The organism is Bacillus sp. FJAT-27986, assembly GCF_001685035.1.
Taxonomy (GTDB): Bacteria; Bacillota; Bacilli; order Bacillales; family Pradoshiaceae; genus Pradoshia.
The window spans coordinates 233,451-248,990 of sequence record NZ_MAYV01000014.1 but is presented as its reverse complement, the minus strand read 5'-3'; the positions used below and the strand labels follow the sequence as shown (position 1 = coordinate 248,990).

Annotated in this window: 17 protein-coding genes; 15 read left to right on the top strand and 2 right to left on the bottom strand. The window is 38.6% G+C overall.

Annotated features, from left to right (window positions below):
• Positions 1-57: 57 nt before the first annotated feature.
• From splB to A8L44_RS09840, 8 genes are all read left to right on the top strand, one after another.
• Positions 58-1,086 (top strand): spore photoproduct lyase, encoded by a 1,029-nt coding sequence (gene splB / locus A8L44_RS09880; protein WP_066105011.1) that lies wholly within the window; start codon positions 58-60, stop codon positions 1,084-1,086.
• Positions 1,087-1,147: 61 nt separating this feature from the next.
• Positions 1,148-2,044, top strand: coding sequence for a patatin-like phospholipase family protein (locus A8L44_RS09875; protein WP_066105006.1), 897 nt, complete (start codon positions 1,148-1,150; stop codon positions 2,042-2,044).
• 301 nt (positions 2,045-2,345) lie between these two features.
• Positions 2,346-3,929 (top strand): ABC transporter substrate-binding protein, encoded by a 1,584-nt coding sequence (locus A8L44_RS09870; RefSeq protein WP_066105003.1) that lies wholly within the window; start codon positions 2,346-2,348, stop codon positions 3,927-3,929.
• Positions 3,922-4,908: an ABC transporter permease gene (locus tag A8L44_RS09865; RefSeq protein ID WP_066105646.1), complete on the top strand. Its 987-nt coding sequence runs from the start codon at positions 3,922-3,924 to the stop codon at positions 4,906-4,908. Before A8L44_RS09870 ends, A8L44_RS09865 begins: the two co-directional genes overlap by 8 nt.
• Positions 4,889-6,382 carry an ATP-binding cassette domain-containing protein gene (locus A8L44_RS09860; RefSeq protein WP_066105000.1) on the top strand — a complete coding sequence of 498 codons (1,494 nt, stop codon included), beginning with the start codon at positions 4,889-4,891 and terminating at the stop codon, positions 6,380-6,382. Before A8L44_RS09865 ends, A8L44_RS09860 begins: the two co-directional genes overlap by 20 nt.
• Positions 6,383-7,171, top strand: a complete 789-nt coding sequence (locus A8L44_RS09855; RefSeq protein WP_066104997.1) for an ABC transporter ATP-binding protein — start codon at positions 6,383-6,385, stop codon at positions 7,169-7,171.
• A 790-nt stretch (positions 7,172-7,961) separates the two neighbouring features.
• On the top strand, positions 7,962-8,579 hold the full coding sequence (locus A8L44_RS09845; RefSeq protein ID WP_066104990.1) for a phosphate starvation-inducible protein PhoH: 618 nt from the start codon (positions 7,962-7,964) through the stop codon (positions 8,577-8,579).
• On the top strand, positions 8,579-9,187 hold the full coding sequence (locus A8L44_RS09840; RefSeq protein ID WP_066104987.1) for a hypothetical protein: 609 nt from the start codon (positions 8,579-8,581) through the stop codon (positions 9,185-9,187). The genes A8L44_RS09845 and A8L44_RS09840 overlap by 1 nt, the downstream gene beginning before the upstream one ends.
• Before the next feature lie 159 nt (positions 9,188-9,346).
• Here the strand turns inward: A8L44_RS09840 and A8L44_RS09835 are convergent, their stop codons facing one another.
• Both A8L44_RS09835 and A8L44_RS09830 read right to left on the bottom strand, forming a co-directional pair.
• Positions 9,347-9,739: an SA1362 family protein gene (locus A8L44_RS09835; RefSeq protein WP_077248061.1), complete on the bottom strand. Its 393-nt coding sequence runs from the start codon at positions 9,737-9,739 to the stop codon at positions 9,347-9,349.
• An 86-nt stretch (positions 9,740-9,825) separates the two neighbouring features.
• Positions 9,826-10,773: a DUF1385 domain-containing protein gene (locus A8L44_RS09830; RefSeq protein WP_066104984.1), complete on the bottom strand. Its 948-nt coding sequence runs from the start codon at positions 10,771-10,773 to the stop codon at positions 9,826-9,828.
• Between the two features lie 132 nt (positions 10,774-10,905).
• Between A8L44_RS09830 and A8L44_RS09825 the strand changes: the two genes are divergently transcribed.
• From A8L44_RS09825 to spoIIIAC, 7 genes are all read left to right on the top strand, one after another.
• Entirely contained in the window at positions 10,906-11,418 is a 513-nt protein-coding gene (locus tag A8L44_RS09825; protein ID WP_066104981.1) for a YqhR family membrane protein, read from the top strand.
• 68 nt (positions 11,419-11,486) lie between these two features.
• On the top strand, positions 11,487-11,921 hold the full coding sequence (gene aroQ, locus A8L44_RS09820) for a type II 3-dehydroquinate dehydratase (RefSeq protein WP_066104979.1): 435 nt from the start codon (positions 11,487-11,489) through the stop codon (positions 11,919-11,921).
• A 22-nt stretch (positions 11,922-11,943) separates the two neighbouring features.
• On the top strand, positions 11,944-13,005 hold the full coding sequence (locus A8L44_RS09815) for a M24 family metallopeptidase (protein ID WP_066104978.1): 1,062 nt from the start codon (positions 11,944-11,946) through the stop codon (positions 13,003-13,005).
• 21 nt (positions 13,006-13,026) lie between these two features.
• The gene (gene efp / locus A8L44_RS09810; RefSeq protein WP_066104976.1) at positions 13,027-13,584 is read left to right on the top strand and encodes an elongation factor P; all 558 of its coding nucleotides are present in this window, start codon (positions 13,027-13,029) and stop codon (positions 13,582-13,584) included.
• A gap of 279 nt (positions 13,585-13,863) precedes the next feature.
• Positions 13,864-14,787, top strand: a complete 924-nt coding sequence (gene spoIIIAA / locus A8L44_RS09805) for a stage III sporulation protein AA (RefSeq protein ID WP_066104973.1) — start codon at positions 13,864-13,866, stop codon at positions 14,785-14,787.
• Complete coding sequence (spoIIIAB, locus tag A8L44_RS09800) at positions 14,784-15,299, top strand: stage III sporulation protein SpoIIIAB (RefSeq protein ID WP_066104970.1); 516 nt, start codon at positions 14,784-14,786, stop codon at positions 15,297-15,299. The genes spoIIIAA and spoIIIAB overlap by 4 nt, the downstream gene beginning before the upstream one ends.
• 21 nt (positions 15,300-15,320) lie before the next feature.
• On the top strand, positions 15,321-15,524 hold the full coding sequence (gene spoIIIAC / locus A8L44_RS09795; RefSeq protein ID WP_049670184.1) for a stage III sporulation protein AC: 204 nt from the start codon (positions 15,321-15,323) through the stop codon (positions 15,522-15,524).
• Positions 15,525-15,540: the final 16 nt, after the last annotated feature.

Below are 15,540 nucleotides of genomic sequence, written 5' to 3'. Positions count from 1 at the left end.
TTAACGCCATCCTTTTTTTTATTTCTGAACACACTATCTGTTAAGTAGGTGAAAAACATGAAACCATTTATTCCTCAATTAGTTTATTTTGAACCTAAAGCATTGGAATATCCGTTAGGAAAGGCTTTATATGAAAAATTTCAGAGCCTGCCAGTGGAAATTAGGCAAACCACATCCCATAATCAGATTCGCGATTTGCCCGGTGATAATGAACTGCAAAAATATCGAATCGCCAAATCCACGATGGTGATTGGAATACGGAAGACATTAAAATTTGATACATCAAAGCCTTCAGCAGAGTATGCGATCCCGCTGGCTACAGGATGTATGGGGCATTGTCATTATTGTTATTTACAAACAACGCTTGGCAGTAAGCCCTATATTAGAGTGTACGTGAATCTAGAAGAGATTTTTGAACAGGCAAGTAAATATATGGAACAGAGAGCGCCGGAAATCACAAGATTTGAGGCGGCTTGTACCTCCGATATAGTAGGTATTGATCACCTCACGCATTCCTTAAAGGAAACGATTAATTTTATCGGCAGTACTGAATATGGAAGATTACGATTTGTAACTAAATTTCATCATGTCGATCATTTGCTTGATGCTAGACATAATGGAAAAACCAGTTTCCGCTTCTCCATAAACTCCCGTTATGTTATAAAAAATTTTGAGCCAGGAACCTCTTCGTTTGATGAGCGGTTGGAGGCTGCTCGAAAAGTGGCAGCAGCGGGATATCATCTTGGGTTTATAGTCGCTCCGATATATATGCATGAAGGCTGGGAAGAAGGATATTACGAATTATTTGATCGTTTGAGGCATGCGTTAGGTGAAGAGCTGTCCATGATGAAAATTAGCTTTGAACTCATCCAGCATCGCTTTACAAAGCCGGCAAAAAAAGTTATTCAAGCACGATATCCTAAGACAAAGCTTGAGATGGATGAAACGAAGCGTAAGTATAAATGGGGGAAATACGGTATAGGGAAATATGTCTATCCTGATGAAGAAGCGAATGCTTTGAAAACTCATATAGAAAACTCCATCAAAGAGTTCTTTCCGAATGCAGAAATACAATACTTTACCTAATGTGTTCTAAACCTCTCTCTCCCAGATTAAAAATGAGTAAGTAAGGGGGGAGGGGTTTTATTTGTTTATTGACGGAGTGTTTTCCGGAGGAGGTATAAAAGGGTTTGCTCTTATTGGGGCAGTAATTGAATTAGAGAAGCAGGGATATCGGTTTAAAAGAGTAGCCGGAACAAGTGCAGGCGCAATCATTGCCGGGTTTATAGCAGCGGGGTACTCAGGGAGCGAAATTAATGAAATTATGAAAAGCGTTAAATTAACGAAGCTATTGGAAACAAAAAAAAATAAACATTTTCCACTAGCCAAATGGCTCAAATTATATTGGAGTATGGGACTTTACAAAGGGGATGCCTTGGAGCTATGGATTAAAGAGGTATTGGCCAGGAAAAATATTAGGACATTTGCAGATTTAGCTGATAAACAATTGAGAGTTATTGCATCTGATCTAACAAATGGAAGATTGATGGTTTTGCCGGATGATCTGCCAAAATATAATATAAACCCCAATCAGTTCTTAGTGGCGAGAGCGATTCGTATGAGCTGCTCTGTCCCCTTTTTCTTTCAGCCGATTACGCTTCGAACGGTAGGGGAGAAAAGGGTTATCGTAGATGGCGGGGTTTTAAGTAATTTTCCTATGTGGCTGTTTGATCAAGATAATGTTATCGCTGAGAGACCGGTGCTGGGATTAAGGCTGGTACCAGAAAAACAACAAGCAGTGGTCCATGAGCGTGATATCAATAATGCAATCGAACTTTTTACATCTTTATTTGAAACGATGAGGAATGCTCATGATGCCAGATATATTTCAAGAAAATTCGTTAAAAACATTGTGTTTATACCAATTAAAGAGGCGGGATTTATAGAGTTTTCTATTTCTGACAATCAGCGGCTAGTATTAATTGATCAAGGTAAAGAAGCGGCGAAGCATTTTCTTAAGGATTGGGTTTACCGAATCAGATGATATAAAACAATAAACAAGTACACTTTGTAGCATCTACTAATAGTAGGGTGCTTTTTTTGTCTCAAAAAGAGTGGCTCTTAATAGTTATAAACGTTAAGAATATGTTGATATAATAAATTGAATGAGAAAATAAAAACATTTTCTTTATATATTAGTAATATTTTCCATTATATAGTGTATTTTGTATAGGACGTTTTTCTCATTTATTAAACGATTATAATTTTTTAAAATAATGATATTGATAATCATTATCAACTGTTATATGATAAGAACCATCATATGTTGAAAGGGAGTTGTATGGATGAAAAGGATTTCATTTTTACTACTATCATTATTCATCCTGCTCGCAGGATGTTCAGGTGGTGGCACTTCACCAAATACAAATACAGATTCAAAGGCATCTGAAAAAAATAAGACCGTGAAGATTGCATGGGCAGATAGTGGGTTCCCATCTCCATTTACATTTACCTCAAATGGTCCCGGAGGATATTTACGCAGCAGTTTCATTTTTGACTCGCTTACTTGGAAAGATGAGACTGGGGTAATTCCTTGGCTGGCATCTTCCTGGGAAGTATCTGAGGACAAGCTAACATACACGTTTAATTTAGAAAAAGATGTGCAGTTTCATGATGGAGAATCATTAACCGCCGATGATGTTGTCTTTTCATATAACTATTTTAAGAAACATGCGTTCCAGTGGAATGCAGATATGTCTAAAATAGCTTCACTAAAGAAAATATCAAATCACAAAGTTGCAATTACGTTGACCGAGGAATATTCCCCATTTATCACTGAAATTGCCGGAATTCTTCCAATTCTACCAGAGCATATCTGGTCAGAAATCGAAAATCCAATGGAATATACGGAAGAAAATGCATTAATAGGTACAGGTCCATATGTTCTTGATAGCTATAACAGCTCGACTGGTAATTATCGTTACCTAGCAAATGAGGCTTATTTCAAAGGTGATGTTACGGTTAAGGAAGTTCAATATTTGAATGTAGAGAATAAAATGCTCTCCCTGCAAAAAGGGGAAATAACCGGCGGCATGACGTATAACTATACAGAAGTGAAGCAAATGGAAGAACAAGGGTTTAAAGCGCTTCAAAGTAATCCAACAGGAAGCGCAGTTCGTATTGTTTTTAATTTGGAAAATGAACAGTTAAGTGATAAAAGGCTACGTCAAGCAATTGCCTATGCACTTAATCGAGGTGAAATAGCAGAAAAAGTATTGGGGAATTCCAAAACCATTGTTGGTAGCGGAGGGGTAATTCCACCTGATTCGGATTGGTTTAATGAAGATGTAAAAAAATATGATTATGATGTGGATCAAGCAAATGAAATGTTAGATTCACTCGGATATGAAAAAAATAAAAATGGTGTTCGAGAAGAGCTTAGCTTAAAACTTCTGGTTTCTTCTACTCCTCAGGAAGCCGAATTAATGAGATCAATGCTTGCTGATGTAGGGGTGAAATTGCAAATTCAAACAGTAGATACAGCTACTTTTACAACTGCTATGAGTGAAGGGAAATATGATATGGCTTTAACAGGGCACATTGGATTAAGTGGGGATCCTGATTTCCTCCGCTTATGGTTCTCTGGTCAGGCAAGCAATGCATATGCTGGGAATGCTGTATTCAATCATCAAGAATTTAACGAGTTGGCTAGTAAACAACTGTCTCAAGAAGGGGAAGAGCGTAACGAAACAGTTGATTCTATGCAGGATATTTTAGCTGAAGAGCTGCCTACATTAGTGATTTACCATCGCCCGTTCTACTTTGTTTATGATGCTAATGTATTTGATGGATGGTTTAACACATATGGTGGTATTTCAGACGGAATTCCATTAACAGATAACAAGGCAGCGTTTATTGAATATGATTAAAATTTTTAAGCTGTACGGTTCTCTTCTTCTTATCTTGATTCTCTTAAATTTTTTTCTTCCTCGACTAATGCCGGGGGGACCTCTTGAATATTTAGAGGGGCAGGAAAGCGGTGCAACTTTAACAGAGCAACAAAAGAATTCAATGATTGAATATTATGGGCTGAATGATTCAATGGCTGAACAATTTATTGATTATATAGTTGGCATCGTACAGTTTGATTTTGGATTTTCATATACTTATAAATTGCCTGTTAATGATATCATAATGGACCATATTTCTTACACGCTATGGATTGTCGGAATTTCTTCTGTTCTATCTATTGTAATTGGTATTTTTTTAGGACTGTTATCGGGTTGGGTTCATCATAAAAAAGGTGATAAAACATTCATGTCAACAATGCTGGCAATTGGCGCTTTACCCGAATTTTTATTCGGTATGCTATTGCTTATTGTGTTTGGAGTTATGCTGGATATGCTTCCAATGAGCGGAGCCCATACACCGTTTATGGATAGCGAATCAATATGGGTAAAAGTTAATGATGCGGCTAAGTATGCTATTTTACCAATAGTGACATTAACCATGGTAAACCTGACAAGGATCTATTTACTCGTGCGTAATGAAACGATTCAGGTAGCTTCCTCACCTTACATTGAATTTGCGAAGATGAAGGGCGTCAGGGAAATCCGGTTAGTTTTCAGACATGCGTTTAAAAATGTTTTAATACCTATATTTACTCTGATTATGATAAGAATTGGCTACACCTTTACAGGAGCAATCTTTGTAGAGACGTTATTTTCTTACCCGGGAATTGGGCAGTTATTAAAAGAGTCCATTCTTTCACGGGATTACCCATTGATGCATGGTCTGTTTTTATTATTTGCTGTTATGATTTTGATTTGCAATGCACTGGCAGATTTTATTTATCCTAAACTAGATCCACGTGTTAGAGGGGGCAAACATGTTGAAAAAGTTCTATAAGTTCCCTTTACTTTGTTTAGCCGTGGTCATGCTGTTGGCATTCTTTGGTCCATTACTTTCTCCTTATTCAGTAATGGATTATAGCGGAGGATTGTTTGAACCTCCTTCATCTGAGCATTGGCTGGGTACAAATCGTTTAGGTCAGGATATATTTAGCCAATTATTATATGGAACCCGTACAAGTGTCTTAATTGGACTTTGTATTGCTCTGTGTTCGACAGTTTTAAGTGTATTGCTGGGACTGGCAGCGGGATATTTGCCGAAATTCGATAAATTCATTAACGGGCTGGCCAATATTTTATTAGTGCTTCCAAATTTGCTTTTGATATTATTGGTTGTTGCTTTTACGGGTTCCGGTGTAATTCAGCTTGTAATCATTTTAAGTCTTTTATCGTGGCCGGGTTATATGAGAATTATTCGATCCTCTGTTTTAACATTAAAAGAAAGAGAATTTGTAAAAGCATCGGCGCTGTTTGGTGGCAGTTCTTTTTATGTATTGAAATCTCATATTCTTCCGCAATTGCAGCCCATCATAAAGACTAAATTCGTGATGACATTTCAATCTGCTGTTTTGACAGAAGCAGGTTTAGCATTCCTAGGTTTGGGTGACCCGAATGTGATATCTTGGGGAAGCATGTTAAATATGGCTTTCACACAAACATCTATTTTCTTAACTGGCCAATGGACATGGATTGTATTGCCGCCAGTGATTATGCTGCTCATCACATCGGTTTCGCTTGCTTTCTTATTGGAAGATAAACAGAAGAAGTCTTCAAAAACAAAGAAACAAAAGGGTACAACACCAGTGACCGGCAAGTCTCGCGATTTATATTGTCACTTGGAGCAGGTTACATATGACGAGACTACTATTGTTGAAAATATCGAGTTTACGATCAAAAGAGGAGAGATTGTGAGTTTGATTGGGCCTTCAGGCAGTGGAAAAACAACGATAGCCAGAGCTTTGTACGGATTATTGCCGGCTGAGAACTGGGTTGGCGATGTTACATATGACGGTGAGTCTGTTCGCGAGAAATCCTTTAGAGAAAAGCACTACTGGAAAACATGCTCATTTATCTATCAGGATGCACGGGCGGCATTTAATCCAGTATTAAAAATAAAAGAACAGTTTTTAGAAACCGGTATAAGTCTTGTGGAAGCTGAGAAGAGTGTTGTGGAAGTCGCGTTAAATAAAAACATTTTGGACAAGTATCCGCATGAGTGCTCCGGCGGCATGTTGAGCCGGGCTCTAATCGCACTCTCTCTGGTAAATAAACCAGCTTTTGTGATTGCAGATGAATGCACAAGTGCGCTGGATCCTATATTGAAAAAAGAAGTAGTGGAACTCTTGGAGGAAAAAGTCCGTTCACATGGGATCAGTCTATTATTTATCACGCATGATTTAGATGTAGCGTATGCAATCTCGGATCGGATTTTTAGTTTAAGTGATAAACAACTGATGAAGGAAGTGCAATGAATGTTAAGAGTTCAAGATGTAAATAAAAGCTACCAAAATCAGGATGTGCTTCGGGGAATCAATTTTGAGATTTTGTGCAATGAATTTATTTGTTTGATAGGAGAATCAGGGTCAGGTAAATCTACAACGGCTGAAATTATTATGGGAATTCAATCACCGACAAGCGGACTTGTTGAAAAAGAGCCATGTTGTACGATTCAATATATTTACCAAAATCCGGAGCGTTCCTTTAACCCGTTTTGGACAATGGAGAAAAGTTTAATGGAACCGCTTGTACTTAAAAAGGAAAAGCCGGAATCAATAAAAAAGAAAATAAAAGAATTAATGGCTAAGGCGGACTTACCGACGGAATTATTAGCAAAAAAACCAAGCCAATGTTCCGGAGGACAAAAACAGAGATTAGCTATTATTAGAGCTTTATTAATGAATCCTAAGCTTTTAATAGCCGATGAAATTACATCTGCTCTGGATCCGCAAACAGAAAAGTTAATCATCAACCTATTAAAGAAATTTCAGGTTGAATTTCATATGTCTGTTTTATACATTACGCACCGAATTCAGTCTGTCGGTAATGTAGCAGATCGAATGATGGTACTTGAGACAGGGACCATTGTCGAAAGCGGACCTCCTTCTCAAGTTCTAAACCACTCAACACATCCCTACACAAAAAAATTAGTAGAGGCATGCTACTACTTTGAAAATAAAAAGCTGAGACGACTGAACAGGAGCGAAGAGCATAAGACGAATACTCGAAGGGAAAGTTCTTCCCCGCAGAGTATTTGCTTATGACTCGAGCTCCTAGGAGTCGAAGCTAGATTGAATAAAAAGCTGAAACGGCTTGCCCAGAAGCGAAGAGCATAAGACAGAGGCTCGCAGGGGAAGGCTTTTAGGAACAAAGGCTAAGAGCGCCACATCGTGTGGCAACGCCTTCGTGACCTACGTCCTGTAGCCCTCCGCAGGAACTATGCTTATGTCCTGAGCTTCTAGCCGTTGAAGCTAGATTACATAAAAAGCTGAAACGGCTGATTTAAGGAACGAAGACTAAATGCGCCACGTCGTGTGGCAACGTCTTCATGACCTACATCCTGTAGGCCCGCGAAGAGCATAAGAGGAGGTGCGCAGGGAGAGTGTTTGATGGAACAAAGACTAAAGACACCACATCCTGTGGTAACGTCTTTGTGACCAACATCGTGTTGGCCTCCGTAGTGGCTATTCTTACGACCTCGAGCGGCTAGGCCCTGAAGGTGGATTAAATAAAAAGCTGAGACCTGTAGGCCCGCGAAGAGCATAAGACAGAGGCTCGTAGGGGAAGGCTTTAAGGAACAAAGGCTAAGAGCGCCACATCGTGTGGCAACGCCTTCGTGACCTACGTCCTGTAGCCCTCCGCAGAGACTATGCTTATGTCCTGAGCTTCTAGCCGTTGAAGCTAGATTGCGCAAAAAGCTGAAACGACTGCCCAGCTCCGACAAGCATAAGAGGAGGCACGTAGGGAGGTGATCTTTCCTCCTGTAGTGGCTACACTTATGACTCGAGGAGTTAGGAGTTGAAGCTAGATTACTCAACACAAGGAGGAGATACAATGGAACTTAAAATACTGGAACTATGTCCGAATCATGCATTTGGTTATAAAACAGAATTATCATCCGGTCAACATACTAAATTAATGGAATATGAGTTTGCAAACATTGAATTGGCTCCATACAATGTTTTGGTTATTACGGATTTTGCAGATCAGGAGTATTTGTATAAACATAAAGAAAAAATAGAGCAATTCTTAAACGAAGGAAAGATTGTTGTCTTTTGTGGCCACTTATTCAGAGAATGGCTGCCAGGCTGTACGCCAATGATGCCGAAGAAGATTCGCGGCCATCAGGATTACCTAGTAGAGGTTCCTGAGGATTCACCGATTTTTAAAGGTGTAAAAGTAGAGGATATGGTATATACGAAGGGTGTTGCAGGTTTCTTTGCAAGAGGTTTTTATTTGCCACCGAAACATGCGGAGATTTGCCTAACATTTACAGATGGTAAGGCCATTACGTACATTGATCGTGAAACAACGAATGGGACAGTTATTGTTCATGCTGGCAGGAGTTTATTAGGATATGGTCAGCGGAAAAACACAACAAATCAAATAACTCCTCAATTTATAGAGGTTCTTAAGAAGGAAATAGTACGCACCAAAGGAGTTGAGGCATAATGAGAAAAATAGCTGTGATTTATGGCGGGCATGCGCCGCATTATAGAACTTTTCATGAGCCAAAGTATGCGCAATTCATAGACTCTCTTATTTATCAGCTTGAATTGAAAGATTTTGATTTAACAGGATTTGATGTGTTGATTGTTCCTTCTCAATTAAATGGTCAAATACTGCTTGATAATAAAGAGAAGTTCTATGAGTTTGCTGATCAGGGCGGTATTATTGTGGCTATGGGTCCACAGCCATGGGAATGGCTCCCTAATCAAAAATGGGAAGAACGCGAGACGAATTTTTGGTGGTGGCTTGAAGAAAATGCAAATAGTGGGTTAGTAACTAAAAATGATGACCATGAATTTTTTAAGTATATTACGCTTGAGGATTCAACATGGCATCAACACGGAGTATTTTGGCCACCAGAGCATGCTACCACACTTATAGCTACGGATGATGGCGGATCTGTACTGTATATAGATGAACAATCAACTAAGGGCACTTGGATTATTACGACTCTTGATCCTGACTATCATTATGGTTCCTATTTTATGCCGGCAACTGAACGATTTTTAGATGGCCTTTTTCCATGGTTGTATCGTGGAGAATTTAAATAAGTCAATTTATCAGTTAAACTTTTAATCTATAACTTATGGATTATCCTTTATTATAATCACCCTAGCTTATTATTCTAATTTTACCCGTTAGGTGAAATAAGGATTAAAGTATCAATCATATATTGTTCTTTAACGAAAGCACGTAAAAAACCGAACTCTTTAAAAAAGGGCCCGGTTTTTTTTACGTGCTTTCTTTCCTTCTATGACAGTCAGTTTGACATCTGACTTTTTCTTAGGTCTGTTAATCAGCTGTTCTTTAGAAATGACAGTTAATCCATGTGTATTATGTTTGCTTCTTTTTGTTTTAATCATTTCATGTTTACGTTTCTTCTTGATTGTTTTTCGGGCTGCTTTCCTGTATGCCTGATACTCTCCACCCGAGTTACCATTCCTGAATCGTGTAATAACAAAATAAATCAACCCAACAACAGCGGCTCCAATGAGTACGTTTTTAATTAGTTCGAACGGGTTATTTATCAAAGTGGAAATTAACCCCAAAGCTGCGAAACCAAGAAGGATATAAATAATAATCATCGAATTCTTACGATTCACAGAAAGCACCTCCTTTAAGAGCATCATTGGCATATTTAGGAAAAAATAAACAATAAGCAAGGAAATTATTTTTCTTTTATTATTCTTTACACTATTTTTTCTTCGAGTAAACCTTGTTTGTAGTTATTTTCAGTTTCGAGCATTTTGTTAAATGATACGATGGCTACCTCAATTTGTTCATCGCTTGGTTCCTTTGTCGTTAAAAGCTGCAACCATAGTCCCGGATAACCTAAAAAGCGCAATACAGGAACGTTACGTACTTTATTGGTTAACTGCAGTACTTCGAATGATACACCTAGGACAATTGGTATTAAGGCAATTCGGTTTAAAATACGAATATAAAGGACATCAGAAGGAACGAACATATATAGAAAAACTCCAACAAATACGGTGAATAAAATAAAGCTGCTTCCGCATCGATAATGCAATCTAGATGCGTTACGAACATTTTCCACCGTTAATTCCTTATTGCTTTCAAATGCGTTGATAACCTTATGTTCTGCCCCATGGTATTGAAAGACTCTTTTTACGAGCGGTGTTAACGATACGATATAGATATATAGTAATAATAATGTGAGTTTGAAAAAACCTTCTAATAATACTTGTACTGTTTCTCCGGGTGCTATGCTCTTAAAAATAACAGCCAAAAATATTGGTACTACGGTAAAAAGTAATTTACTGAGTATAAAGGATAAAATCCCAATGCCTGCTACGCCCAAAATCATACCCAGTTTAGACGTTTCTTCTTCTTCAATCTTATGGTCATCTGCTGGGTCAACGTCATATCGATCTGTAGAGAAAGATAAATGCTTGGAGCCGATTGCACTGGATTCTAATAAAGCCACAATACCACGCAGAAACGGAATCTTTTTTAATTTTATCAGCAGGGGATGGCTTGTTTTTGGCAATGCATAGGAATCGAATGATCCATCTTTTCGTTTAATGGTTGTAACGGTACAATGTTTGCCTCCAAACATTACACCTTCTAATACAGCCTGTCCGCCGTAGATTGGCTTATTATCCAATTTATTCATCACTCCATAATGGTTAAGTTGTCTATATTATCTATTCTACAGAATTTTTCTCTATTTCACTAGTGATTGTTTCCATTTCTCTTATGAACTTTGTCTATTTCGCACATACTAGCAGTTGTGAGGTGATTGGATATGGAAACAGCAAAAGAAAAGCTGAAAAAGCCGATGGGCTATTATGGTGTAATTAATTCAGTTGGATTTTATGGAGGATTGCTTTGGGGTGCGATTTTTCAAATCTGTCACTATTTTCATTTTACGGAAATAGGTCCAACATTTCTTCTTCGCACATGGGTGAAAGCCGATTTTGTTAAAGGGTGGATGGGCGTGGTACTGTCAATTTTATGCCTGTGTCTTATTTCTATGCTCTTTGCTTATGTTTACTCCTTTATTTTTCGTAAGATGCAATCTTATTGGATTGGTATTGTTTATGGGATTGCTCTGTGGGGTCTTTCATTCCTTGTATTAAGGCCATTATTTCCAGGAATGAAAACGGTTGGGGAACTATCAGCGGATACCATTGTAACGACACTATGTATCTTTGTCTTGTACGGACTATTTGTCGGGTACTCCATTAGTTTTGAATATCATGAACGGAAACTAGAGGCAGAGGAAGGAAAGAAAGTAAAAGTGGATTCCGTCCAGTAATAGGTAGTCGAATTTTTCACTCTTGTGTTAAAATTGAAAGTATCACTTTAAAACACGGGAGCCTGGTTATGGATAAAAAAATTTATTTAATCAACGGACCAAATCTAAATTATCTGGGGTTTCGAGAGCCCGAGATTTATGGAAGAACGACTCTTGCAGATCTTGAAGAGTCGTTAGCGACTCAGTCTATAAAACTCGGGGCGCAATTGGTGTGTTTTCAATCCAATTACGAAGGAGCGATAATAGATAGGCTATATGAGGCGGAAACAAACTCGGCTTCAGGGATTATCTTAAACCCAGGGGCATTTACGCACTACAGCTATGCGATACGGGATGCGATCGCCTCTATTTCAGTTCCGGTAATAGAAGTACATATTTCAAATGTCCATGCCAGAGAACCTTTTCGTCATCAATCTGTCACTGCCCCTGTCACGAAGGGTCAAATTGTAGGGCTTGGGTTGAATGGCTATGAATTGGCGTTACGTGCTTTATTGACTAGTTAATCATGAGGGAGAGGTCTATTCAATGGAAAAAATTCAGAGATTGCGTGAAAGATTAAGTCAGGAACATATTGATGCTATCATTATTACAAACCCATATAACCGCAGATATATTTCTAACTTTACTGGAACAGCGGGAGTAGTCGTAATTTCCCAGAAGGATGCAAAATTTATTACAGATTTTAGATACGTGGAGCAAGCGGGTAAACAGGCAGTTGGATTTGAGATTGTCAAACATAGCGGACCAATTCAAGATGAGATAGCAGCTCAATTGAAGGAAATGAATGCAAAAAAAATCGGGTTTGAACAGGATGACCTTACTTATGCGACCTATAAGTTATATGAAAAAGTTGTGGAAGGTGAACTTGTTCCTGTTTCCAATGTTGTTGAAAAATTGCGCTTGATTAAGACACCGCAAGAGATTAAGATATTAAAGGAAGCAGCAGACATAGCAGATGCTGCATTTAAACATATTATTGAGTATATTCGTCCAGGTTTAACTGAAATAGAAGTATCAAATGAATTAGAATTCTTTATGCGTAAAGCAGGGGCTACTTCATCATCATTTGATATCATTGTCGCTTCTGGTGCACGTTCTGCATTGCCGCACGGTGTTGCAACAGAAAAAGTAATAGAAAAAGGCGATTTTGTCACAATGGATTACGGTGCCCTTTATAATGGGTATATATCTGATATTACACGTACAGTGGCGGTCGGTAACCCAACTGATGAATTAAAGAAAATCTATGATGTTACCCTGGAAGCTCAGTTGTATGCAATGGAGCATATTAAACCGGGTATGACAGGTCGCGAAGCAGATGCTCTTGCAAGAGATATCATAGCTGCCAAAGGATATGGGGAATACTTCGGTCATTCCCTTGGACATGGGATTGGGCTTGAAGTGCACGAAGGTCCTGGACTTTCTGCTAAATCTGATATTATTTTGGAAAAAGGCATGACTGTCACTTGTGAACCTGGTATTTATTTACCTGGAGTTGGAGGAGTAAGAATTGAAGATGATCTCCTTATTACGGAGGATTCTAACGAAACCTTTACTCATTCAACGAAAGATTTACTTATTTTATAAGGCTGTAGGAGGCTATATTGTATGATTTCTGTTAATGATTTTAAAACTGGTTTAACAATTGAAGTGGATGGCGGTATCTGGCAAGTAATTGAATTCCAACACGTAAAACCTGGTAAAGGAGCTGCGTTTGTACGTTCTAAATTACGTAATCTTCGTACAGGTGCTATCCAGGAGAAAACTTTCCGTGCTGGTGAAAAAGTTGCTAAAGCACATATCGAAAACCGTAAAATGCAATACTTATATGCAAGTGGAGATAATCATGTGTTTATGGATAACGAAACATATGATCAAATCGAATTGTCATCTAAGCAAATCGAATATGAATTGAAATTCTTGAAAGAAAACATGGAAGTGTCTATCATGATGTTCCAAACGGAAACACTTGGCGTTCAGCTTCCAACAACTGTTACATTGGTAGTAACTGAAACAGAACCAGGTATCAAAGGTGATACAGCATCAGGCGGTACGAAACCAGCTACTGTTGAAACTGGTCTTACTGTTCAAGTTCCTTTCTTTGTAAATGAAGGTGACAAACTGATCATCAATACTTCTGATGCATCTTATGTATCAAGAGGTTAATAAATAGGTGTAAAGACTCCCGGGAGTAAATTCCCGGGAGTTTTTTGTTTAAGCCAAAATATATAGTGAACAACCCCGTCATCCAATTCCACCTTTCCTTAGTTCCGCCATTCCAATTAATTTACTGGATTCTTCTATCTCTATACCTTTTTTCCGAATCTAAAGAGATTTTTATTTTACGGTTATAGTCATTTAACCGCGCGTTTGTTTCTAAAAAAGTCATAAACGGCCTGTCCATGAATACATTTTAAATAATGACAGACCAGGCGAGGGAGAGATATGGATTCAATCATTGAATTATTACCTCCGGCTATTGGCGCTGAGTTAAAAGAAATAGCCAAAAATCCAGGGGAAATTGAAGAAATAAGAATTAGAGTTGGAAGACCGCTTGAAGTCATGTTCGGAAATGGAATCACGTATGGGCATAAGCCTGTATTACGGGAGGATGCAGATTTATTTCTTAATAAAGTCAGCCAGTTTTCCTTTTATATGCTCGAGGAAGAGTTAAAACGCGGTTATATAACCGTTCAGGGAGGACATCGGATTGGTTTAGCAGGGAGAGTCATTCTAGAAAATGGAAGAGTGAAGGGACTTAGAGATATCACTTTTTTTAATATCCGGATTGCCAGACAAAAGAAGGGGTTGGTAAATGAATGGGTTCGTTATTTATATCATAATCGATGGCTATCGACTCTGATTATCGGACCGCCGCAAACGGGGAAAACGACATTTTTAAGAGATCTAGCCCGCTATGCTTCCAGTGGAGATCGCTCCTATCCGATCCGTGCGATGAAAGTGGGAATTGTAGATGAGCGATCTGAAATTGCCGGATGTGTTCAAGGAGTTCCACAAATGGATTTCGGTATCAGAGTAGATGTGCTTGATGGCTGCCCAAAGGCTGAAGGAATGATGATGATGATTAGATCTATGAGCCCGGAAATCATTGTGGCCGATGAAATCGGAAGAATAGAAGATGCTGAGGCGATGATGGAAGCCGTAAACGCTGGTATAACGCTCTTTATAACGGCGCATGGACATTCGCTTGATGATATATTAGCCAGACCCATCATGAAAAACATCGTACAGGAAGCTAATTTTGAGAGAATTGTGGAACTCAAGAGAATAGATCGGCCAGGATGTATATCAAAAATAAAAGATCGTACAGGCAAGGTGCTATTTGATGGGGAAAGAGTGAGAATATGATTAAAATTTTAGGTGCAGTTTTAATTGTTATAGCTACATCCCTTATCGGCTTTGAAGTTTCTAAAAAATTAATCACCAGACCTAAACATATCCGTGATTTACGAGCGGCACTTCAAATTTTGGAAGCTGAAATTATGTATGGGCATTCTCCCTTAAAAGAAGCGGTATTAACACTGGCGAAACAAATTCCTGCTCCAGTTTCAATTCTTTTTTCGGACTTTGCAGGCAGGCTCGGCTCAGCCAATCAATCTGTGTCGGCAGCATGGGGTGAAAGTCTTGAAGTGGTAAGAAAACAATCAGAACTACAGCAAAAAGAAATAGATATCCTTCTCCAATTCGGAGAAACATTAGGTAGACATGATCGGGAGAGCCAGCAAAAACAAATTCAGTTGGCATTGGTTCATCTCGAGAGGGAGGAAGCAGATGCCGTTGATAAGCAGGTGAAATACGACAAAATGGCCAGAAGTCTAGGGTTTTTTGCAGGTCTGCTCATTGCCATTTTAATGATGTAGCGAGAGGGAGGATAGTGGGTTATGGGGATTGATATCGATATTATTTTTAAAATTGCAGGGGTCGGGCTGATTGTTGCGTTCATTCATACGATTCTTGATCAGGTGGGCAAGAAGGAATATTCACAATGGGTCATATTGGTGAGTTTTATTTATATCTTATTTAATGTGGCACAGGTGGTAGGTCAGTTGATTGATCGAATTAAATCCGTGTTTTTATTTCAATAGGAATATTGGGGTGATG

Excerpts from the sequence above, each read along its gene's own strand:
- splB (WP_066105011.1), top strand. The coding sequence starts at position 58 with ATGAAACCATTTATTCCTCAATTAGTTTATTTTGAACCTAAAGCATTG.
- A8L44_RS09870 (WP_066105003.1), top strand. The coding sequence starts at position 2,346 with ATGAAAAGGATTTCATTTTTACTACTATCATTATTCATCCTGCTCGCA.
- A8L44_RS09865 (WP_066105646.1), top strand. The coding sequence starts at position 3,922 with ATGATTAAAATTTTTAAGCTGTACGGTTCTCTTCTTCTTATCTTGATT.
- A8L44_RS09860 (WP_066105000.1), top strand. The coding sequence starts at position 4,889 with ATGTTGAAAAAGTTCTATAAGTTCCCTTTACTTTGTTTAGCCGTGGTC.
- A8L44_RS09855 (WP_066104997.1), top strand. The coding sequence starts at position 6,383 with ATGTTAAGAGTTCAAGATGTAAATAAAAGCTACCAAAATCAGGATGTG.
- A8L44_RS09845 (WP_066104990.1), top strand. The coding sequence starts at position 7,962 with ATGGAACTTAAAATACTGGAACTATGTCCGAATCATGCATTTGGTTAT.
- A8L44_RS09840 (WP_066104987.1), top strand. The coding sequence starts at position 8,579 with ATGAGAAAAATAGCTGTGATTTATGGCGGGCATGCGCCGCATTATAGA.
- A8L44_RS09830 (WP_066104984.1), bottom strand. The coding sequence starts at position 10,773 with ATGAATAAATTGGATAATAAGCCAATCTACGGCGGACAGGCTGTATTA.
- A8L44_RS09825 (WP_066104981.1), top strand. The coding sequence starts at position 10,906 with ATGGAAACAGCAAAAGAAAAGCTGAAAAAGCCGATGGGCTATTATGGT.
- aroQ (WP_066104979.1), top strand. The coding sequence starts at position 11,487 with ATGGATAAAAAAATTTATTTAATCAACGGACCAAATCTAAATTATCTG.
- A8L44_RS09815 (WP_066104978.1), top strand. The coding sequence starts at position 11,944 with ATGGAAAAAATTCAGAGATTGCGTGAAAGATTAAGTCAGGAACATATT.
- efp (WP_066104976.1), top strand. The coding sequence starts at position 13,027 with ATGATTTCTGTTAATGATTTTAAAACTGGTTTAACAATTGAAGTGGAT.
- spoIIIAA (WP_066104973.1), top strand. The coding sequence starts at position 13,864 with ATGGATTCAATCATTGAATTATTACCTCCGGCTATTGGCGCTGAGTTA.
- spoIIIAB (WP_066104970.1), top strand. The coding sequence starts at position 14,784 with ATGATTAAAATTTTAGGTGCAGTTTTAATTGTTATAGCTACATCCCTT.
- spoIIIAC (WP_049670184.1), top strand. The coding sequence starts at position 15,321 with ATGGGGATTGATATCGATATTATTTTTAAAATTGCAGGGGTCGGGCTG.